We start from the raw sequence: 21,974 nt of genomic DNA on the forward strand, positions 1-21,974 counted from the left end.
GTCGGGGCTCTGAACAGGCGGGCCGAACCCGCCTCACGTATGAACCGGGACCGGTTCGGCCTCGATTCTCACCCACCGGGTCCGAGACCGGGGCTGCCACCCTGCGCCACGTCGCGCACACTGGTGTCCTCGAGATCGATGCCCGAGCGCCCCAAGCGCCGTGCTCCGCCGACCAGGTTCGCCACCACCCGCGCGGCTTGCGAGTACCCGAGACCATCCGGAGGATGCACGTTCGACACACAATTGCGCTCGGAGTCGGAACGACCCGGCCGGGGGTGATGCGTCAGGTAGACACCGAGGCTGTCGGCGAACGACAGTCCCGGGCGCTCACCGATGAGAACCACCACGGTCTGCACACCGAGCGCGGCACCGATATGGTCACCGAGCGCGACCCTCGCCGACGTCGCGATCACCGGGGATGCAACCGACAGGTGGCGCGGCAGCGCGTCCACGATTGCCCGGGCCGTGGGTACGCCGTGCGCTTCGAGCGCATGAGCCGAAAGCCCGTCGGCAAGAACGAGTCCGACGTCGGCGCCTGCGGTAGGCAGGTGCGCCAGGTTGCCGGGGAGCCGTCCGAGATCGGGGCGACGCAGATACTCGTTGCGGTCCCGGACCCGGCTCGCCACGAGCACCGGTGAACCGAGATCCGCGTCCTCCACCTGCTGCGTCAACGCGGCGACATCGAGTTCACGGTGCACTGCGTCGCGCGCCTCTGCGTGCGAGGCGCGGAACTCCAGAACCCTGGGCGTGGAGAGGGCATCGCCGGCGCGGCCGAGCCCGATGCGTGCCCGCGTCGACGTGCGCAGCGCCGTCCAGAAGTCGCCCGCGCCGGGACCACCCGAGCTACTGGGGTCGCCCCAGCTACTGCGGGGACCGATCGCGCTCACGTCACATCTCCGGTGAGTGCACGCAACGGCGACGATGCGACATCGACCGGCAGGATGCGACCCGCGTCGTCGGCCATGCCGAGACCCTGCAACCACGATTCGAACTCCGGCGCGGCGCGGAGCCCGAGAACTCTCCGCGCGTACAACGCGTCGTGGAAAGACAGAGATTGGTATCCGAGCATGACATCGTCGGCGCCGGGCACCGTGATCACGAAGGACACCCCGGCGACACCGAGCAGGGTGAGCAACGTGTCCATGTCGTCCTGGTCGGCCTCGGCATGGTTGGTATAACACACGTCGACCCCCATGGGCAGGCCGAGCAGCTTGCCGCAGAAGTGGTCTTCGAGGCCGGCCCTGATGATCTGCTTGCCGTCGTAGAGGTATTCGGGACCGATGAAGCCCACGACAGAGTTGACGAGCAGTGGATCGAATTCGCGCGCCACCGCATACGCTCGCGTCTCGAGGGTCTGCTGGTCGACGGGCCTGCCGTCCGTCCCCAGGTGGGCCCCCGTCGACAACGCCGAGCCCTGCCCGGTTTCGAAGTACATCACGTTGTCACCGACGGTCCCGCGTTCTTGCGACCTGCCCGCGGCGTTCGCCTCGCTGAGCAGACTCAGATCTATTCCGAATCCGGTATTGGCGCCCTGGGTGCCCGCGATCGACTGGAACACCAGGTCCACGGGTGCGCCCGCCTCGATCAGAGCGACCGTGGTGGTGACATGCGAGAGCACGCACGACTGCATCGGGATGCCGAACCGTATGCGGATGTCATCGAGCAGGTGCAGCAGCTCCGACGTTGCGTGTCGCGAGTCGGTGGCGGGATTGATGCCGATGACGGCATCGCCGCATCCGAGGAGCAGACCGTCGAGGGTCGCCGCGGCGATACCTCGCGGATCATCGGTGGGATGGTTGGGCTGCAGACGGGTCGAGAGGCGTCCGGGCAACCCGATGGTCGTGCGGAAGGCAGAGGTGACCTCGATGACGCGGGCGACCGCGACGAGATCCTGATTCGACATGAGTTTGCTGACAGCCGCGACCATTTCGGGCGTCAGTCCCCGCGAGATGGAAGCAAGGACAGCAGCGGCACCGGGCCTGGAGGCAGAATCGAGCAGCCAGTCGCGCAGGGCACCGACGGACAGGTGCGCGACGGGGCGGTACGCGTCGGCGTCGTGCCGGTCGAGGATCAACCGGGTGACCTCGTCGCTCTCGTACGGCACGACGGTCTCGGTGAGGAACGTGCCGAGGGGAACATCGGCGAGGGCCCACTGCGCGGCGACGCGTTCGGCTTCCGTCCCGGCAGCGCACCCGGCGAGTTCGTCCCCGGATCTGCGCGGCGTTGCCTTCGCGAGGAGATCGACCAATCCGTGGAACTCGTAGGTGGTCCCCGCCAATTGCTGACGATAGGTCGTCATCAGCACCACCTCCGCGTTCGTCGACGGCTCGGACCCACATCGTCGCGCATTCCGTCTCGTCAGGCGCGGCGACGCGGTGTCCGTGTCGAACGACGTTATGCCGGTGGCGTCGCTCCCGGTACGGGACAGGCGTCGGCGGCCGTCGCGACCACGAGCGGCTCGGTAGCAGGCACCGGCCGAACGCCCGCGTCCCAGTGCTTGCCGAGCAGGAGTTGCTCGTCGTCGAACAACACGTGTTCCTCAGGGGTGAAAGCGCGCCCTCGGCTGAGGAATCGGAGACCTTCGGGCGTCTCCAAGCTGAATCCGGACCCACGTCCGGGCACCACGTCGACGACGAGTTGCGTGTGTTTCCACGCCTCGAACTGCGAACCCGAGATCCACACCGGAACCGCGTCTTCGCCGGACGGAAGATCGGGCGCGATCTCTCCCACTTCGAGCCGCAGATCGAGGACACCGAGCAGTACATCACGGTCGCCGACGATGAAATCGCCGTCGGGATAACACATCGGCGCAGATCCGTCGCAGCAGCCGCCGGATTGGTGCATCATGAGCGCCCCGGACCGATTCGACAATCGTCGAAGCAGATCGACGGCACTTCCCGTCGCGATCACGCGAAGCGGAGCGGGCATGTGAACCTCCCGTTGTCGGCGGATGGATATCTCGGGCGCATGGAACCGGCGCCCGCCCCGCCGGAGCGTGGCAGGCGCCGGGGTCGGGTCAGAAGAATCCCTGCGCCTTCGGGGCGTAGGACACGAGGAGGTTCTTCGTCTGCTGGTAGTGATCGAGCATCATGTGGTGGTTCTCGCGGCCGATGCCCGACTGCTTGTATCCACCGAATGCGGCATGTGCGGGGTACTGGTGGTAGGTGTTGGTCCACACCCTGCCCGCCTGGATCTCGCGACCGGCACGGTAGGCGACGCCACCGTCGCGCGACCACACGCCTGCGCCGAGACCGTAGAGCGTGTCGTTCGCGATCTTGATCGCGTCGTCGAAGTCACCGAACGACGTGACCGACACGACCGGACCGAAGATCTCCTCCTGGAAGATCCGCATCGAGTTGTCGCCCTGGAAGATCGTGGGCTGCACGTAGTAGCCACCCGAGAGATCGCCGCCGAGGTCGGCCCGCTCACCACCGGTGATGACCTTGGCACCCTCACTCTTGCCGATCTCGATGTACGACAGGATCTTCTCCAGCTGGTCGTTGGACGCCTGCGCACCGATCATCGTGTCGGTGTCGAGCGGGTCGCCTTGCCTGACCGCCTTGGTGCGGACCGCCGCGAGCGACAGGAAGTCGTCGAAGATGTCCTGCTGGATGAGGGCACGCGAGGGGCACGTGCACACCTCGCCCTGGTTGAGGGCGAACATCGTGAAGCCTTCGAGGGCCTTGTCCTGGTAGTCGTCGTTCGCCGAGAGGACATCGGAGAAGAAGATGTTGGGGCTCTTGCCGCCGAGTTCGAGCGTGACGGGGATGAGGTTCTGCGACGCGTACTGCATGATCAGGCGTCCGGTCGTGGTTTCGCCGGTGAAGGCGATCTTGCGGATGCGGGGACTCGACGCGAGCGGCTTTCCGGCCTCGACACCGAACCCGTTGACGATGTTCAGCACGCCCGGGGGCAGCAGATCGCCGATGATCGAAACCAGGTGAAGAATCGACGCGGGAGTCTGCTCGGCAGGCTTGAGGACGATCGCGTTGCCTGCGGCCAGAGCGGGCGCAAGCTTCCATACGGCCATGAGAATCGGGAAGTTCCACGGAATGATCTGACCGACGACGCCGAGTGGCTCGTGGAAGTGGTAGGCGACGGTGTCGGAGTTGATCTCCGAGATCGAACCTTCCTGCGCACGAATGGCACCCGCGAAATAGCGGAAGTGGTCGATCGCGAGCGGAATGTCCGCGTTGAGGGTCTCACGAATCGGCTTGCCGTTGTCCCACGACTCGGCGAGCGCGATGGATTCGAGGTTCTGCTCGATGCGGTCGGCGATCTTGTTGAGGATTACGGCGCGCTCGGCGGGCGAGGTCTTGCCCCACGCCGGTGCGGCGGCGTGGGCGGCATCCAGGGCGAGTTCGATGTCCTCCTCGGTGCCGCGGGCAACCTCGGTGAACACCTGGCCGGTCACCGGGGTGACGTTCTCGAAGTACTCTCCCTTCACCGGCGCGACCCACTGACCCCCGATCCAGTTGTCGTACCTGGACTGGAAGGACATCAGGGCGTCGGGTGAACCGGGGCGCGAGTACACGGTCATGGTGCATCTCCTACAGCGTCGTATGGCCGGGTGGTGTGATTCGGAACACTACGATCGCCGAGGTTGCAACTACGTTGCGAGCCGCAGATCCAATCGATCGATCTTTGCCTTGACCTGTGCGTACTGCGGAGAAGTCGGAGCGAGGGTGGTCAGATACGCCGACCACGCCGCCAGATCGTCACGTCCGTGTATCGAGGCTGTCCACCGGGCAAGCAGACCCGGGTCACCGCCCCGCAGCAATGCTGCCTGCACCCGGGTGCGCAGATCCTCGCGGATCTCCACGATGCCCGGCGCATCGGAACCCGGCAGCACCGGGCCACTGTAGAGACGGACGGCCGACGCGGCGTCACCGCGATCGAGCGCGCGGCGCACTTCCGTTACGTCCGTGTCCAGTTCCGTGAGCAACCGATACGGCCGAGACCCGAGATGCTCCGATCCGAGTACCTTCCGCAGACGGGACATTTCGGCTCGAATCGTGACGGAGTCCAGCTCGTTCTCGTCGAGCAATACTGCGAGCCGGTCCGAACTCAGCCCTTCGGGATGGTCTGTGAGGATCAGCAGGATCTCGGCGTGCCGCTGCGACAGGTGAATCCGGTCGTCGCTGTTGCGGAGAGTCGGCCTGCCCGAGCCGAATGTGTCGAGTCGCGGTGCCGAGGAGGCGAACAGGTGCGGCGAGGTCATCATGTGCAGCCGAAGCTCGGCTTCGGCTGCAGCCACGGTCGCGCGAACCAGCTGCAGGACTTCCGGGACCGCCACCCGCGAGCCGCCGGTGATGTCGATGGCCCCGAGAATCCTGCCGCTGGCCGGGTCGTGCACGGGCGCAGCCGAACAACTCCACTCGTGCACCGCGCGATTGAAATGCTCGGCCGCGAAGATCTGCACCGAATGGTCCAGCGCCAAGGCGGTTCCCGGGGCATTGGTGCCCACGCGATCCTCGCTCCAGTCCGCACCCTCGACGAAACTCATGGTCTGCGCGCGGTCGCGCGCGCTGTGATCACCCTCCACCCACAGCAGCCGGCCCTGTTCGTCGCTGATGGCGACGAGCAGACCGCTGTCGGCGGCATCCTCGACGAGGAGCTTGCGCACCACCGGGCGGATGAGTGCCATCGGATGGCCGGCACGGTACTGCTCTAGATCGTGTCCGGTGAGGAGCGCAGGCTGCGCGACCAGATCGGGGTCGATTCCCCGCTGCAGACTCCGGAGCCACGAGTCGTGCACGATCGATCGCACTCCGTCGGGCCGGCCCTCTCCGGCCGCACCGACAATCGTGCCGTGCGCGCGGAGCACCGCTCGCGCATGCGCAGCTGCATCCTCCCCCGGGCGCAGCGCCACCCAGGGGTTCGTCGTCGCAGCGCTGGTCGTCGCGGTCTCACGAACGGTCATCCGGCAGCGTCCTCCATGCGGCCACTGTAGTCCGAATCACAGCAGAAGTGTGTGGCCGGATCCTCGGTTCGGTCCGGCTGTGACTCGGTGGGCCAACATCACCGCGGTCGCGTGCGGGCCGCGACTGGGCACTTCGGGGAACACCGAGGTGTCGACGACGCTCAGCCCGTCGATGCCGTGGACTCGGCATCTCTCGTCGACCACAGAGTGCTCGTCGTCTCCCATGCGGCACGTGCCGGACAGATGCAGCGACGTTCCCAGGTGCGATGCGAGCCACGCGTCGCTGGGTCCTCGCTCCCCTGCGTCGACAGCGACACTGCCAGGTGCAACGACATCCGTCATGTCTGTCAGAAGGTCGACGGCAGTGCAGACACCGTCGCGCAGCGTGGCGCGGTCGTCGGGGTGCGCGAGATAGCGGTAGTCGAGTACGGGCGGCGCAGACGGATCCTGCGGATCCAGCATCACGCTTCCGCGACTACGTGGCCGTGTGAGCACAACACCGAGCACCGGGTCGGCAATACCGCTGCCGGGTATCGCCACACCGAACGGCACCGTGTATGCGCGGAATTCGAGCGTCTCGGTGTGCAGCACGGTTTCCAACAGCGGTGCCCGCATCGGGATGCCGTCCCGATATCGGTACGGCACGGCGATTTCGGGGTGATCGCTGAATCCTTCCCCCACTCCGGCAAGATCGTGGACGACGTCGATTCCCAGGCGCCGCAGTCGGGGCTCAGGTCCGATCCCCGACAGCATCAAGAGCTGCGGCGAGCACACTGCGCCCGCACACACGACGACGTGCCCGGCGTCGATCCTCCGGACACTCGCAGCGTCCACGACCTCGACCCCGGTCGCGCGCCCCTTCGACAGCACGATCCGGACGACCTTCGCTCCCGTTCGCACCGAAAGGTTGGGCCGGTCCATCACGGGTGCGAGATAGGCGAGCGAGGGGCCGTAGCGTACGCCGTCGCGCACATTCATCGGCACGCGCCCGACCCCCACCGGCCCCGGCGCATTGAGATCGGCGACCGGCCGGTGCCCGGCAGCCACTGCTGCGTCGTGGAATGCCGCGGAAGCCGGGTGGAGCCGGTCCTGCGGCGTGCGCACGACCGGGACGGGGCCATCGCTGCCGTGTACCCCGCCCGGGAAGTCGGCATCCGATTCGATCGCCCGAAAATGCGGGAGTACCTCGTCGTACGACCAGGATCGTGGCCATGACTCGAAATCGCCCGGGCGTGCACGGACGAAATACGCGCCGTTGACCGCGCCGGAACCTCCGAGGCCTCGGCCACGCACGACAGTCGCATCGACCCCCTTCGTGAGGCGCGCAGAATACGCTGCAGTCCACTGACTCTCGGGCCCGATCGGGAGTTCTGCAGCAGAACGCAGCTCCGGCGGAAGCGCGTGCCCCGCACCGTATGCCCGTCCGGCTTCGAGCAGCAACACCGAACGATCGGGATCGTCGCTCAGCCTTGCGGCGACCACGCAGCCGCAGCTGCCACCGCCGATCACCACGACGTCGGCCCGCTGCGGGGCCATGTCAGCTCCGGATGTCGGGGATCAGCGCCGACGGGTCGCGGGCGTCGATCACGCCCTTCCACAACCCGGCGCCATAGGCCAGGTCGTCCAGTCGCTTGTAGAGAACGTACCGGATCGGGTCGATCCCACCTTCTTCACGGTGCCCCATCCAGTCCCAGATACCCTCTGCCACAGCAAAAGCCAGGACAGCACGCCTCACCTTCGATGAAAAGAGTGACGCGACCACCGTCACCGGCCAATAGTGCCTGCATACCGCCGACGCGACCTGCCACAAACCACCTGCGAACCCCTGAGCAGTCAGGACCGCGGCGATCCGTGTCGGCTGATCGAGCTCGGCGAACATGCGGCGCAATCGCACCAGCGTCGCCACCTGGGTCAGCAGTGCACCGACCACTCCGATCCGGGTGAAGGTCGCCAGTGCGAGACACGCGAGCAGCGTCCAGATCGACATCACCATCGGCGGCACCGACCCGGGGTGCCTGGCAGCCAGCGGAGCCGCACCTGTTCCGTAGAACGCCTTGCGAGTGATCCAATTCCGGAACTTGGTCCGATGGTCGTGCGCGACACGCGCGATGGGTTCGTATCGCAGCCGCCATCCGTCGGCCTGCAGCCGCCAGCACAGATCGACGTCTTCCGCGACCTGCATCGACTCGTCGAATCCACCGCACACCTCCAGGGCATCGCGGCGCACGAGCAGAGCCGCACTCGGAACGTAGGAGACGGGACTTCCCGCCACCACCGCAGCCTCGCGCCGGCCCAGATCCAGGGACGAGCGTGCGTGCTCGTACCGTGCGAGCGCGCCGTTGTCCGGGTCGAGCGCGACGATGCGCGGGGCCACCAACGCGACCGCCGGGTCGCTGAAATGCCCGAGTCCGGCTTCGAGCCATCCGAGCCGAGGTACGACATCGGAATCGAGGAACGCAACGAACTCCGTTGATGCGTCACGTAATCCGGTGTTCCGTGCGGCGGCAGGACCCCGCGACACATCGTGGCGGAGCACGCGAACCTTGCCACGCTCCGGCGTCTTGATCGGAGTATCGGACCCGTCGTCGACGACGATGACCTCGTGGCCGTGCAATGCTTGCAGCAATCGACGAAGGCCCGCTTCGTTGTCCTTGGTGGGAATCACCACCGTGACGTCGGACATCGACGGCAGTACGACGGGCCGGGGGTTTCCCACACCGGAGTCCAGCAGACGCCTCGCCACCACCGCAGTCTGCGAATCGACGACTTTCAGGAAATCTCCGTCGATCATCGACGCCGCTGCGGGCGCGAGCTTGAGCATCCGAGTGGGCGAACCGCCGATCAGGACACGACCAGCGGCGAACTTGCGTACCCGCGGGTCGAGACGCACCCCGAAGCCGTCGGGAAGCCTGGCCAGTCGAGTGTGCGCGACCCGAGATGATGTCGCCTGACTCACCGAAGTCTCCCCTCCGTCCCCGGTTGCCACCGGGCGACCTGCGCGGTCGCCCGCTCCACCAGATTCGCGAACAACTCGGCCCCGAGTTCGGCGGTGGATCCGGCCGGATCACCCAGCACTCCGTTCGCAGACACCGAAACGATACCGGCTTCGCGCAACCGCGGCATCAAAGTGCGGATCGATTCGGTCGCGCCCGCTACAGCACGATTCATGTCGACCGTTTCGGGAGCAAGATGCAGCATCAAGCTCGTTTCGGTGATGCCTGCGTGCGCGTCGGAACCGGGAACCGCGCACGGCAACCATGCGACGTCCCTGCCCTCGTAACGCAGCAGCGCGACAGCCTCGGCCAGCGGATACGCATTGCCGCCGTGCCCGTTGACGAACAGCACCCGCTGTGCCCACCGGCATGCCGAGCGGCCGTATTCGACGAGCATCGCTTTGGTGACGTCGGCGCCGATCGACACGGTGCCCGCGAACCCCTCGTGCTCGCCACTCGCGCCGTACGCAAGGGGCGGGGCGAGCGCAACGTCGGGCAAAGCCTCGGCCACGGCCACGGCGATGCGGGTGTCGGTATCGAGGGGCAGGTGGGGGCCGTGCTGTTCGAACGCGCCCACTGGTACCGCGACCGTCACCCCGTGGGGTTCGACGTCCGGCCAGTAGGCGGTGGAAAGCTCCCGTGTCACCGCTCCGATGCTAGGGGGTGACACCCCCCGCCATGTAACCCGGTCGAGCACCCGCGGCCTTGCCTGCCGTTCCGACCTGCAAGGGCGGGCCGGGCCGACGAAAACTCATACCAGGCGACGAGGGATCGAGCGATTCCAGTTCTCCGAGTGGATGCGCCTTGTGCCGTGAAGACGGTCGAATTCGTACGCATCGAGTTGGGCGGTGATCACGAAGTCCTCGGGGGTCGAGGTGAGAACCGTGCGTGTCCTGACCTCGGTCTGCCAGTCGCCCCGGCCCAGATACCGCACTGTCTCGGTCTCGCCGCGGGCCGAATCGACCTCGTTACCCTGGAAACTGAACCACTCGGTGGTGGCTCGCCGCAGTACGGTTCCGGTTTCATCGATGACGAACTCGCCCTGATCGTCCTTGATCTCCAGGGTTGTCACCGCAGTCTCGAGGTCCCGCGTCGTACGCCAGTGGTGCTCGCCCGTCTCGACTTGTGTCACGCTCAGCGGCTCGGCCGCCTCGGGTTCCCCGAACGGCCGAAGCGCCGCGTCCTCGGCGACACGACCGGGACGGGTGGGCAGTATGAGCCGACTGTCGCCGGTCACCAACGTGACCGTCGCCGCCTCCGGTGACGGCCATACGAGTGGGAAGTACGACGTCGAGATCGACAACCTCACACGGTGTCCCGCCGGGAACTCGTGAGCCATGCCGTTGAGTTTGACCCGCACCTCGTATCGGCGACCGGGCTCGACCGGTTGCGGGTCGGCGCTGCCGTCCCGATGTGTGAGGTTGAGCAGCCCGTAGGTCACTCGGGTGGCCTGTCCGTCAGGGGCGATGTCGCTCAACCGAGCCGCGACCATGGCAACAGGCTTGTCGGCCGACACCGTCAGGTCGAGCTTCGGCAGTCCCACAACGGTGAGCGATTCGGTGAGCGGATCCGTTTCGAACACCAGGGCACCGCCGTCCTCTTCGCGCTGGTCGGACGGCAGGTCGGGGGTCGCGGCATAGGATGCCCATTTGCCGCCTGCCATCCCGACACTCATCGGCGACCGCACGGTCAGCTCCCGGGTCGCGGACGCCTCTCCCGCACCGAGTTCAGGGTCGAGGCCGAACCGGGTGATCGTGTACTCACGATCCTCCACCTGCGGCGATGGCCAGCACGGCTCGGCGATCCATGTTCCGGGTCGTTCCGGGTAGGACGGATGCGGCGGGACGCTGTCCTGACGCCACATGCGCAACATCGGTTCGTCCATGACCCCGTTGTCCACACCCTTGAGCCAATGGTCCCACCACCGCACGACTTCCTGGAGGAATCCGATCGCGGGGCCGGGGACGCCCAGGTGCGGGTACTTGTGGCCCCACGGACCGATCAGTCCCTTACGCGGCACGTCGAGATTTTCCATCAAGCGAAAGATGGCGTTCGTGTAGCCGTCCGCCCAGCCACCGACGGCGAAGACCGGACACGCCACATCGGAATAGTTCTCGTTGATCGACGCGCGCTTCCAGTAGTCGTCGCGATGCTGATGCTCGAGCCATTTCTCGACCCAGAGGCCACTTCCCCGCAGTCTCTCCAGCCACATGTCGCGCCACCTGTCGCCGACGATCTCCGGGTCGGGCGCCATGCTGTTGAACGCGAACATCACGGTTGCCTCGGAGAGATTGTCGGACAACAGGCACCCTCCCATGTAGTGCATGTTGTCGACATACAGATCGTCGGTGGCGGACGCCGTGATGATCGCTTTGAGTGCGGGAGGTCGCTTCGCGGCGACATGCAGGCTGTTGAAACCGCCCCAGGAAATCCCCATCATGCCGACGTTGCCGTCGCACCACTGTTGTTTCGAGAGCCAGTCGATCACCACACAGGCGTCGTCCTGTTCCGCCGGGAGGTACTCGTCTTCGAGCACTCCGTCGGAGTTGCCACTGCCACGCAGATCCACCCGCACGCTGGCATACCCGTGGCCTGCGATGTAAGGGTGGTTCAGGTCGTCGCGTGCGCGAGTGGTGTCGCGATGACGGTATGGAATGTATTCCAGCACAGCAGGAACCGGATTCCGCTCGGCGTCCTCCGGCAGCCAGATCCGTGCAGAGAGCCGCGTTCCGTCGGGCATCGTGATGAACGTGTTCTCGATGACGCGCACGTCGTGGGGAAATGACGTCACGGTCTGCATACAGACCCTCCTATTCCGGAACGGGTTCGATATCGAAGGGCAACAGCTCGGTGGCAAGCTCGAAGAACTTCGCGAGTTCGTCGGTAGACCCGGCTCCGATGGACAAGGTCGCCAGCTTCGTGCGGTACCCGTCCTGGTTCGGCAGCTCGGAGAGCCGATCGCCCGGGGCGACCTTCAAGGAAACGACGGTGTCGGGGATTCGTTCGAGGAGCCGTGCGATGTCGTCTTCCCCTGGAATCTTCCGCACGATTCCGTCGGAGTAGTAGCCGATATGACATTGGGTCGCCACCGCGTAGTTGCCCTGGCGCGGAACGATACGTGGTTTCCGGCCCAACGCGATGTCGATCGCCACCTCGTGGTTGGACGTTCCGTCCACCTTGATGAAAAGGTCGCTGTGCGACTGAGAGATTCGTGTGTTCACCTCGATGATCGAAAGCGTGTCCGTCTTCTCGTCCCACATGAACTCGCTGTTGAAACATCCGTTGTCGAATCCGATGTGCCGCAGGTAGCGCTCGGTCAGGTCGATCATGCGGTCCTGCACCGCCTCGGGTACGGACGACCCGGGATAGTCGAGACGATCGAAACTGTGCCCCTCCGCGTCCTTGCGCATGTCGAACACGCCGTGGATCTGGTATTCGCCGCGGAACATCGTCCCTTCCGGAGCAATCTGGACACCGGTGATGATCTGTTCGGCCAGGCAGGACTTACCTCCGCTGCCGCCCAGCTCATCGGGGAGGTCGACCATGGCCAGGACTTCGTCGAACGCGTCCCCCACCAAACCGATGTTCTCCCGGATCTCCTCGAGTGCCGCCTCGAACTGTTCCGCGTTGCGGATCTCGAACCCCATCTGTGACGAGTGGGACTTCACGGGCTTGACCCAGAACGGGAAGTCGAGCTCGATGGTCTCGAGAGGGTTGTCATCGAACGGGTCGAACATCGAAAACGCCGGAACACACTCGGGGATGACCTCGCGTTGAGTCAGCCGGCTCCATGCCTTGTGCTCGCACTCGAGCACACTGCGCAGACTCGGCGCGGGCAGCCCGCGTTCGGCGGCCAGAATCGGGGCGAGAACACTGGTCGGGAAGTCCCAATGGGCGATGATCGCGTCGACGCTCCCGGGGAACTCGTCGAGTTGGCGCCGCGCTTCGTCGAGCAGGTCCGCGAACACGTAGGAGTCGGGGTCTACAAGAGTGTGATAGTCGAGCAATCCGTGAAACTTCAGTTCTTCCGCGTCGCTGACCGTGCCGAGCTCTTCACGCTGCTGGTCGGTCACGCCGAGGACGAATACGTTCTTTGCCATCATCGATGGGTGCCCGATCGGCGAGAGTGCAAACATCGGGCAGTCCGGCAATGAGTACGCTCCTGACGTGCAGATCGAACCTGACGTGCAGATCGAACACCGTCCGCTCGACGACCCGGACGCGCAGGAACTCATCGGCGAGGTCCAGCTCGAGTACGTCCGGCGCTACGGTGGGCCCGACCACACCGAACTGCTGCCGGACGAGTTCGCTCCCCCACAGGGTGTCTTCCTTGTCGCATACGGTGACGGAACGCCCGTGGGCATCGGCGGCTGGCGAGCGAAGGACGCCACCCATGCCGGCCTGCGCGACGGGGACGCCGAGCTGAAACGGATGTATGTGCGCAGCAACGCCCGGCGGCGAGGCATTGCGCGACGGATCCTCGGGGCGCTCGAACGCACCGCCGCCGACGCAGGTCGTCGACGAACGGTTCTGGAAACCGGTACCGAGCAACCCGAGGCGCTCGCGATGTATGCCGCGGCCGGATACGACCCGATGCCCGAACGCTTCGGGCTGTACGGCGACGCCGACTCGTCGCTGTATTTCGCCAAGGAGTTGCCGCCTGTCCGGTTGGCGACAGAGCTGGATCTCTGTGTCCTGCAGGACATCGAACGTGCTGCCGGACAACCGTTCGCCGACATCGGCATGACGCTCGTCGCCGAGGACGAACCGCCGACCCTGGATGAGCTTCGAACCTATGTGGATGCAGGCCGGTGCTGGGCCTGGCTGGACGGGGAAAACCGACCTGTGGGATATCTGATCGCAGAGCTCATGGACGGCGCAGTCCACATCGAGCAGGTGTCGGTGCACCCGGACGCCGCACGTCACGGAGTGGGTCGTGCGCTCATCGATCACGTCGCGGGGTGGGCACGCGATCGCGGTTGTACCATTCTGTCCCTCACCACTTTCCGCGACGTACCCTGGAATGCGCCGTACTACGAGCGGATCGGCTTCGAGGTCGTGGAAGATTCCCACCTCACACCCGAGCTGGAGGCGATCCTCGCCGACGAACGGGCACGCGCCATCGGGCAGTGGCCACGCATCGCGATGGTGCGCGAGCTCGACTGATCGGCGCTACCGCCGCGCCACCGCCTGAATACCGCGGGTCTCCTCCGATGTCGGCGCACAGAGTAATCCCTCCCACGCATCGATGAGTGCGGGCACCTCGGTCGGCGCCAGTTCGGTTCCTGTGCGGATGTACTGCGCGAGTGTTCCGAGCACACTTGTGTACACCATGACAATCCGTTGTCTTCGTGCACCTTCCGGAAGTTCGTAGATAACGCCGCGCAGTACCCTGTCGATCTCGAATCCACTCGCGGTGCCACCGGGGTCTGCCGCAGTGAAGGTCTCGCCGATGACCTCCGCTTCGAGGAGCCTGTCGAGCAGAGCCACGTAGTACTCGCCACGGCGGACGCTGTCGGCCAAAGGTTCGACGAGACACCACAATGCATCCCGCGCAGTGAATGTCGCGCCGACCGCGACCCACTCTCGGATCAACTCGCCGCGATAGGCGCTGATCCGAGGCAGGCGATGATCCAGGATCGCAGTGAGCAAACCCTCCTTCGAGCCGAAGTAGTACCTGACGACCGACGCATTGTTCTGCCCCGCGGCCGCCCTGACGTCTCCCAAGGTCACCGCGTGATATCCCCGCACCGCGAACAGACGTTCGGCTGTCTCGACGAGCAGCAGTCGTGTTTCTTGTCCTGAGCTGTACCGGCCCCGTCGGCTCGTCACGACCATCCACCCCGAGTCTGAAGTCGTGCGGCGATTGCCGCGGTACGGACCTCCCGGATTCGTAGCTCTACCGGACTACCCGCCCGATGTAAACCCTTCGACGCACACCGATCGTATGCGTACCCAACTTAACTATTCGGAATTACTTTGGCCCTCGTTGAACCGCCCGCCATGCGTCGAGAGGCCCGATCGATGACCACGCTCGAACAACCCATTGTGACCGTTGTGCCCCTCACGGGGACCATCGGCGCCGAGATCCACGGACTACGTCTGGACTCGCTGACGGACGCCGACGTCCGCACGATCAGAGACGCGCTCACTCGGCACTGTGTGTTGTTCTTCCCGGGCCAGGGTGTCGATCCGGCCGTCCACCGGGACTTCTCTCAGCATTTCGGCGAAGTCGTGTATCCGCACCAGCATCTGGCCAACCTCGAAGCCGAGGGCTATCGCGAGATCAGCGTCATCGGCACCGACAACGGAAGTGCCTATCAGGCGAATCGCTGGCATTGCGATGTCTCGTGGCGGGCCGCGCCGTCGCGGTTCTCCATCCTGCACATGCAGGTGCTGCCTTCGGCAGGTGGTGACACGCTGTGGTCGAACCAATACGCCGCGCTCGAAGCGCTGTCTGCCCCGCTCCGCGAGGCTTTGTACGGTCTGAGCGCAACACATCGGATCTCCCCCCGGCCGGATACAACCGAGGCAACGCACCCCCTGGTGATCCGTCATCCCGAGACCGGCCGCGAAGCGTTGTTCGTCAACGATCTGTTCACCTCTCACATCAACGAGTTGTCCGCAGACGAGAGCCGAGCACTTCTCCGACTCCTCGTATCGGTCTCGATCCGCCCGGAATTCACGGTCCGGCGCCGTTGGCAGGTCGGCGACATCGCGATCTGGGACAACCATTTCGTCCAGCACAACGCGATCTACGACTACGGCGACGAACCGCGCCGCATCCATCGCATCGAGGTGGCACCCGAGACACCCGTCCCCGCCCGCTGACCCCGTTGTCCACTCACTTCACATCACACGAGGAGATACACATGACCACCGTCGAAACCCGCCCCAGCACCGCCACCGACATCTATGCGGCCGGCGGAATCACCGTCACCAAGCTCGGCGAGAACATCGGCGCACTCATCGAAGGCGTTCATGTCTCCGGCGACATCTCGCCCGACACCGCCTACGCAATCCGCTACGCGCTCGCCGCCAACAAGGTGGTCGTCTTCCGCGGCCAGCATCACCTCACCGACGACATCCAGTACCAGTTCGCCGGAACGCTCGGGACGCCGACCACCACTCACCCGACGCTGACCTCGGAGGACAACCGGACCCTGATCCTCGAAGGCGCCGCCAACAGCTGGCACACCGATGTCACCTTCATCGATCGGATTCCGAAGGCCTCGATCCTCCGTGCGGTCGAGATCCCGCCCTACGGTGGTGCCACCACCTGGGCGTCGACGACCGCCGCGTACGCGCAGCTTCCCGCTCCGTTGAAGGCACTCGTGGACAACCTGTGGGCAGTCCACAGCAACGAATACGACTACGCCGGGGTCCACGCCGACAAGCAAGGCATCGCCGCGCGGACGAACGAGACGATGAAGAACTTCACCCGCACGGTTTTCGAGACGGAACACCCCGTGGTTCGCGTCCACCCCGAGACCGGTGAGAAGTCGCTCGTGCTTGGCCATTTCGTCAAGAAGTTCGTCGGGCTGAAGAGCTCCGAGTCGACGGCCCTCTACCAGCTCCTTCAGGAACGGATCATCAAGCTCGAGAACACCCTGCGGTGGGCCTGGACGCCGGGCGACCTCGTCATCTGGGACAACCGCGCCACTCAGCATTACGGCATCGCGGACTACGGCGACCACAAGCGCAGCGTCCACCGGGTGACCGTGGCCGGCGATGTCCCCGTCTCTGTCGACGGTGAAGCCAGCCGCATCATCACCGGTGACGCATCGCACTTCTCCGTCGTCGACACCCCCGACCGTTTCCCCGGTTTCGAATCCTGATCCACCTCGCCCCTGTCGGATCCGGTCACTCCCTCATGAGTGACCGGATCCGCTCCCGAAAGGAACCTTCCGTGTTCAGCCGCCCCGCACACCTTCGGCGCCACTCCATGCTCGGAGCGATCACCCTGTCCCTCGCCGGTGTCCTCGCCGTTGCGGGATGTACCTCGGCGGTCGACCAGGCTGCGGCAGAGGCCGGCAGCGCAGAGGTCACCGAAGGTGGTGTGCTCCGGATCGGAGACGGCGGCGACCTTGTGCCAGCCTCGTTCTATTCCGGTGCCCTGGCGGGAGCCACCATCACCGGACTGGTCTACGACACCCTCGTCAGCTACCCACCGGACGGTTTGGAAGCGGAACCCGTACTGGCCGAATCCTGGGAGGTCTCTCCCGACGGCAAGTTGGTGACCCTCACGTTGCGACCCGACGTGACCTTCCACAACGGTAAGCCGTTCACCTCCGAGGACGTCGAGTTCAGCTTGCGCACCTACGCGGACCCCATGCGGGCCGGTCAGCTCGCGAGCACCGCTGCGCTGATCACGGAGTACGACACCTCGAACCCGCACGCCATCACCCTGACGCTCTCACAGCCTGCCAGCAATATCCTCGACCTGCTCGACATCGTGCCGATCATCGACGAAGCCACCATCGCCGACTTCGACGCCGGTTCGGGCTACAACGGCACCGGAGCGTTCCGCTTCGTGGAGTGGAAGCCGAGTTCATCGATCACGTTCGAGGCCAACGAGAGTTACTGGGACGGAGCTCCTCACCTCGACGGTGTCGAGTACATTGTCATTCCCGATGCCCAGACGCGAGTCTCCCAACTGCGCTCCGGTCAGCTCGACCTGCTACTCGCCCTGGCTCCTCGCGATGCTGAACAGCTCGAGGGCGACAATCGCTACCAGCTGGTCGATCAGGTAGGGGTGGAACGCAACTGGTACATCGGTGCGAATGTCCAGGCACCCGGGATCAGCGACGTCCGGGTCCGTCAGGCCATCGCCTACGCGGTGGACAACGATCGCATCCTCGCCGACGTCTACCAGGGCTACGGAACCGCCGGCAGTCTGCCCTGGCCGGAATACTCCCCGGCCTACGACGCGGACCTCAACGTCACCTACGCCCAGGACGTCGACAAGGCCAAGGCGCTGGTTGCGGAAGTCGGCGCCATCCCGGTCATCCCGATCACCTACACAACGGGCTCGAGTGAGTCCGAGGCCGTTGCGCAGATCATCCAGGCGGACCTCGCCGCAGCCGGGATCGAGACCAGGCTCGAGCCGGTGGACCAGGCAACCAATCTCAAACACCTGATCGGCGGAACCTACGGCGGGCTCTGGATCACGGCCCACACCTACACGCAGTACACACCGGCGACGCTTCCGACCAGTGCCTACCCGTTCAACTCGAAGAAGAACACGTCGAATTTCATCGATCCGGACTATCAGGCCGCAGTCGCGAACGCGTGGCAGATCGTCGATCCGACCAGCGCCGAGGCCCAAGCCGCATACAAGGTCCTCAACACCGAGTTGCTCGACAACGCGTTCCTCATCGAGTTGTTCGCCTCCGAGAATTGGCTTGCCATGTCAGGAAACGTCCACAACATCGACTGGTCGAAGAAGGCCGAGCTCGACCTCAGCGACACCTACCTGAGTGAGTGACCGAGTATGCTCAACTACGCTCTGCGACGGATACCCTCCGCACTCGTCGTCCTCGCCGTCGGATCAGTTCTCATCTTCGCGCTGCTCCGATTGGTTCCCGGTGATCCCGCGATGGTTCTCGCCGGACCGGACGCTCCTCCGGAAGCAATCGACGCACTGCGCGCCGAACTCGGGCTCACCGGATCCCCCATTGCACAGTACTTCTCGTGGCTGTCCGGGATCGTCACGATGGATCCGGGAAGGTCACTGGTCCTCGGCGGTGAGATCGGTTCGCTCCTGCTCGATGCACTGGGCAACACCCTCGTTCTCGCGCTGTCGGCCCTGGTCCTCGCTGTTGCCGTAGCGCTCATACTGAGCACCGTGTCGGTGATCGTGGACCGCAAATGGCTGGGCAGCATCGTGACCACTTTCGGCACCGTGGCCGTGGCCATTCCGAACTTCGTCACCGGCGCTGCGCTGGTGGTCCTCTTCGGTGTCGTGTGGGCTGTCCTACCCGCAGGCGGCATACCCCGCAGGGGATTCCTCGACGACATCGGGATATCGGCGCAGCATCTGATACTGCCCGCGGTGTGCCTGGCGTTGCCGATCGCGGCCTCACTCACACGATTTCTCACCGAATCGCTGCGCACCCAGCTCGAGGAGCCCTACGTCACGACCGCGCGAGCACTGGGGATCTCCCGCCGCCGGATCGTGCTCACCCAGGCCCTCCCGAATGCACTTCCTGCATCGATCACCGTCCTCGGTATCCAGATCGGCCACCTGCTCGGAGGCGCCGTGCTGGTGGAAGCGATCTTCGCGTGGCCCGGGCTCGGCCACCTCATCGAGCGCGCCATCTCGAGCCGGGACTATCCGGTGGTGCAGGTGATGCTGTTGTTCTCAGTGGCACTGTTCGTGATCATCCAGTTGGTCACCGACCTGGTCAATGCGTCGCTCGACCCTCGAATCCGGCTGGGAGACAAAATATGAGCACGACGACTCTCACCGCTGACGCGACCTCCCCGGTGGGCACGGACCGCGACAGCGTCTGGAGCGCACTTCGTCGCGGCCGCGGTCTGGCCGGTCTGATCCTGGTCGGAATCGTGGTCCTGGCCGGGGTGTTCGCGCCGTGGCTCGCCCCGTTCGCCCCCGACCAGCAGATCCCGGGCTCTACCCTCCAGCCGCCGGGCGGCGAACACCTCCTCGGTACGGATTCCGTCGGCCGCGACGTCCTCTCCCGCACCCTGTACGGCATCCGCATCGACCTGCTCGTCGTGTTCCTCGCCGTTCCGGTGGGCGCGGCACTCGGCTCGCTGCTCGGCCTGGCTGCAACGCGGTTCGCCTGGCTCGACACTCTGGTTCAGCGGTCGTTCGACCTGATCCTCGCCTTCCCGACCATCGTGCTGGCCATCGCGCTGACGATGGTGATCGGCCCGGGTGTGTGGACGATCACCACGGTGATCGTGCTCGCCGAGATCCCCGTGTTCGGCCGCCTGATGCGAACGTCGGTGCTCACGGTACGTCAGGCACCCTTCGTCGAGGCAGCACGATCCGTCGGCGCCGAGGAGGGATGGATCATGCGCAGGCACATCCTCCCGAATTGCCTCGAACCACTCACGGTGCAGCTAGCGCTCGCGATGTCTGTCGGAGTGTTCATCGAGGGTGCGATGAGCTTCCTCGGCCTCGGAATCACACCGCCCACGCCGTCCCTGGGATCACTGATCAAGGAAGGCACCCAGAACGCCTATCACTCACCGTTGTTCGTCGTAGGTCCGCTGGTCGTGGTGGTCGTTCTCGTCCTCGGCCTGCTCCTGATCTCGCAAGCACTGGCCGCCCGTTCGCGTCGCCGCTGACACCGGCCGCACTCACCAGCAAGGACCTTCCTGTGACCACACCACTGCTCACCGTCTCCGGTCTCACCATCGACTTCGGAACCGGGCATCCCGCCGTCGACAACGTCTCGCTCCAGGTCGAGCGTGGCGAGGTCGTCGCGCTGGTCGGCGAATCCGGATCAGGCAAGTCCATGACCGCGCGGGCGATCCTCGGCCTCCTCCCCGCGACCGCGTCCGTAGCGGGCTCGATCCTGCTGGACGGAAACGAGGTGATCGGTGCCGACGAGGGCGACCTCGAGCGACGCCGCGGCTCCGACGTCGCACTGATCTTCCAGGAACCGCAGAGCGCATTGAACCCGGTGCGCCGCATCGGCTGGCAGTTGCGCGAAGCCATCTGTGCACACCGGAAGGTCTCGAAGGCCGAAGCGAGAAAGCTCGCGATCTCGCTTCTCGACCAAGTCGAGATCCCCGAACCCGCGAAGCGGGTGGACCACTTTCCCCATCAACTCTCCGGCGGGCAGAAGCAGCGTGTCGCGATTGCGCTAGCACTCGCCAACGATCCAGATCTGCTTGTCGCCGACGAACCCACGACCGCGCTCGATGTCACCGTGCAGGCCGAGATCCTCGCCCTTCTCGTCCGCATTCGTCAGCGCACCGGCATGGGAATTCTGCTCATCACCCACAACATGGGCGTCGTCGCGCAGCAGGCCGACCGCGTGGTCGTACTGAGGCGCGGAGAGGTCGTCGAAACCGACACCACCCATTCGCTCTTCGATGCACCCGAGCACCCGTACACCCGGGCGCTGCTCGCCGCTGTACCTCGATTGCCCGAGCACGCGAGTGCACCAGCCCCGGCGAAACCTGCATCCGAGGTCGTTCTCGAACTCGACTCCGTGGGCGTCACCTATCCCGGGCGTCGCGGCACCGAGGCGTTCCGCGCGGTCGACGCGGTCGACCTGACCGTCCACACCGGCGAAGTGGTCGGCCTCGTCGGCGAATCCGGTTCCGGCAAATCCACTCTCGGTCGCGTCGCAATCGGTTTGGTGCAGGCAACGTCGGGGCGGGTGTCGGTCGAGGGCCACGACCTTGCCACGATCTCCGCTGCGCAGCTCCGCACACTGCGTCGCGATGTGGCGTTCGTGCAGCAGGATCCCGCAACCTCACTCGACCCGCGGCTCTCCGTCGGAGCCAGTGTCCGGGAGCCGTTGGACGTGCATTCCGTCGGCACACCGGCGGAGCGACGGAAGCGGGTTCTCGATCTGTTCGACGCGGTGCGCCTGCCTGCGGCCCTCACCGTCCGTTTCCCACACCAGCTCTCCGGCGGACAGCGGCAGCGTGTCGCACTGGCCCGAGCGCTGGCTCTGGCGCCGCGCTTGCTCATCGCGGACGAACCCACCAGCGCTCTCGATGTCTCGGTGCAAGCCGAGGTGCTCGACCTGTTCGCCGAGATCCAGATCGAACTCGGGTTCGCGTGCTTGTTCATCAGTCACGACTTGGCTGTGGTGCACCAGGTCGCCGACCGCGTCGTGGTACTGCAGTCGGGGTCGGTCGTCGAGACCGGTCCGGTCGATGCTGTCTTCACTTCACCGCGCGAGCCGTACACCCGGGCGCTCATCGACGCGGTACCGGTTCCGGATCCGGCCCGCCGACACGGCGACACCGTGCTTGCGATCTGACACCTTCTCAGCACCGCAACGACATGTAGAAGTCAGAAACGACGGTAGGTGCCGCGTATTTCGATACACCAACCGACATCCGCGACA

The 21,974-nt window shown here is 65.4% G+C and carries 18 protein-coding genes; 7 read left to right on the forward strand and 11 right to left on the reverse strand.

Translation table 11 applies throughout. The features are described 5' to 3' along the window. Positions 1–68: 68 nt before the first annotated feature. The 10 genes from eutC to ACSYG9_RS01985 form a co-directional block, all read right to left on the reverse strand. A complete protein-coding gene (eutC, locus tag ACSYG9_RS01940; protein ID WP_454842832.1) occupies positions 69–878 on the reverse strand; it encodes an ethanolamine ammonia-lyase subunit EutC in 810 nt (269 codons plus the stop codon). 5 nt (positions 879–883) lie between these two features. Beyond that, positions 884–2,299, reverse strand: coding sequence for an ethanolamine ammonia-lyase subunit EutB (locus ACSYG9_RS01945; protein WP_454840954.1), 1,416 nt, complete (start codon positions 2,297–2,299; stop codon positions 884–886). 95 nt (positions 2,300–2,394) lie between these two features. Then, positions 2,395–2,928: a DUF779 domain-containing protein gene (locus tag ACSYG9_RS01950; RefSeq protein WP_440125564.1), complete on the reverse strand. Its 534-nt coding sequence runs from the start codon at positions 2,926–2,928 to the stop codon at positions 2,395–2,397. An 88-nt stretch (positions 2,929–3,016) separates the two neighbouring features. Beyond that, the gene (adh, locus tag ACSYG9_RS01955; protein ID WP_440125565.1) at positions 3,017–4,540 is read right to left on the reverse strand and encodes an aldehyde dehydrogenase; all 1,524 of its coding nucleotides are present in this window, start codon (positions 4,538–4,540) and stop codon (positions 3,017–3,019) included. 69 nt (positions 4,541–4,609) lie between these two features. After that, on the reverse strand, positions 4,610–5,923 hold the full coding sequence (locus ACSYG9_RS01960; protein WP_454840956.1) for a GAF domain-containing protein: 1,314 nt from the start codon (positions 5,921–5,923) through the stop codon (positions 4,610–4,612). 36 nt (positions 5,924–5,959) lie between these two features. Further along, the gene (mftG, locus tag ACSYG9_RS01965) at positions 5,960–7,459 is read right to left on the reverse strand and encodes a mycofactocin dehydrogenase MftG (RefSeq protein ID WP_454840957.1); all 1,500 of its coding nucleotides are present in this window, start codon (positions 7,457–7,459) and stop codon (positions 5,960–5,962) included. A gap of 1 nt (position 7,460) precedes the next feature. Further along, complete coding sequence (gene mftF, locus ACSYG9_RS01970) at positions 7,461–8,879, reverse strand: mycofactocin biosynthesis glycosyltransferase MftF (RefSeq protein ID WP_454840958.1); 1,419 nt, start codon at positions 8,877–8,879, stop codon at positions 7,461–7,463. Continuing rightward, positions 8,876–9,562, reverse strand: a complete 687-nt coding sequence (gene mftE / locus ACSYG9_RS01975) for a mycofactocin biosynthesis peptidyl-dipeptidase MftE (protein ID WP_440125569.1) — start codon at positions 9,560–9,562, stop codon at positions 8,876–8,878. The genes mftF and mftE overlap by 4 nt, the downstream gene beginning before the upstream one ends. 105 nt (positions 9,563–9,667) lie before the next feature. Continuing rightward, entirely contained in the window at positions 9,668–11,716 is a 2,049-nt protein-coding gene (locus tag ACSYG9_RS01980; protein WP_454840959.1) for a CocE/NonD family hydrolase, read from the reverse strand. Between the two features lie 10 nt (positions 11,717–11,726). Continuing rightward, positions 11,727–13,019 (reverse strand): ATP-grasp domain-containing protein, encoded by a 1,293-nt coding sequence (locus ACSYG9_RS01985; RefSeq protein WP_454840961.1) that lies wholly within the window; start codon positions 13,017–13,019, stop codon positions 11,727–11,729. A 64-nt stretch (positions 13,020–13,083) separates the two neighbouring features. On the opposite strand from ACSYG9_RS01985, the gene ACSYG9_RS01990 reads away from it, so the two are divergent. Further along, positions 13,084–14,082 (forward strand): GNAT family N-acetyltransferase, encoded by a 999-nt coding sequence (locus ACSYG9_RS01990; RefSeq protein WP_454840963.1) that lies wholly within the window; start codon positions 13,084–13,086, stop codon positions 14,080–14,082. Positions 14,083–14,088: 6 nt separating this feature from the next. Here the strand turns inward: ACSYG9_RS01990 and ACSYG9_RS01995 are convergent, their stop codons facing one another. Then, the gene (locus tag ACSYG9_RS01995) at positions 14,089–14,748 is read right to left on the reverse strand and encodes a TetR/AcrR family transcriptional regulator (RefSeq protein ID WP_454840964.1); all 660 of its coding nucleotides are present in this window, start codon (positions 14,746–14,748) and stop codon (positions 14,089–14,091) included. Positions 14,749–14,940: 192 nt separating this feature from the next. Between ACSYG9_RS01995 and ACSYG9_RS02000 the strand changes: the two genes are divergently transcribed. The 6 genes from ACSYG9_RS02000 to ACSYG9_RS02025 all read left to right on the forward strand — a co-directional run bounded on the left by ACSYG9_RS02000 (position 14,941) and on the right by ACSYG9_RS02025 (position 21,887). Then, positions 14,941–15,747, forward strand: coding sequence for a TauD/TfdA dioxygenase family protein (locus ACSYG9_RS02000; protein ID WP_454840966.1), 807 nt, complete (start codon positions 14,941–14,943; stop codon positions 15,745–15,747). Between the two features lie 41 nt (positions 15,748–15,788). Then, a complete protein-coding gene (locus ACSYG9_RS02005) occupies positions 15,789–16,754 on the forward strand; it encodes a TauD/TfdA dioxygenase family protein (RefSeq protein WP_454840968.1) in 966 nt (321 codons plus the stop codon). Between the two features lie 71 nt (positions 16,755–16,825). Continuing rightward, the gene (locus ACSYG9_RS02010; protein WP_454840970.1) at positions 16,826–18,403 is read left to right on the forward strand and encodes an ABC transporter substrate-binding protein; all 1,578 of its coding nucleotides are present in this window, start codon (positions 16,826–16,828) and stop codon (positions 18,401–18,403) included. 6 nt (positions 18,404–18,409) lie between these two features. Then, complete coding sequence (locus ACSYG9_RS02015) at positions 18,410–19,369, forward strand: ABC transporter permease (RefSeq protein WP_454840972.1); 960 nt, start codon at positions 18,410–18,412, stop codon at positions 19,367–19,369. Beyond that, a complete protein-coding gene (locus tag ACSYG9_RS02020) occupies positions 19,366–20,232 on the forward strand; it encodes an ABC transporter permease (protein ID WP_454840974.1) in 867 nt (288 codons plus the stop codon). The genes ACSYG9_RS02015 and ACSYG9_RS02020 overlap by 4 nt, the downstream gene beginning before the upstream one ends. 32 nt (positions 20,233–20,264) lie before the next feature. Next, positions 20,265–21,887 (forward strand): dipeptide ABC transporter ATP-binding protein, encoded by a 1,623-nt coding sequence (locus ACSYG9_RS02025; RefSeq protein WP_440125579.1) that lies wholly within the window; start codon positions 20,265–20,267, stop codon positions 21,885–21,887. Positions 21,888–21,974: the final 87 nt, after the last annotated feature.

It is taken from the genome of Rhodococcus sp. SJ-2 (assembly GCF_053750035.1).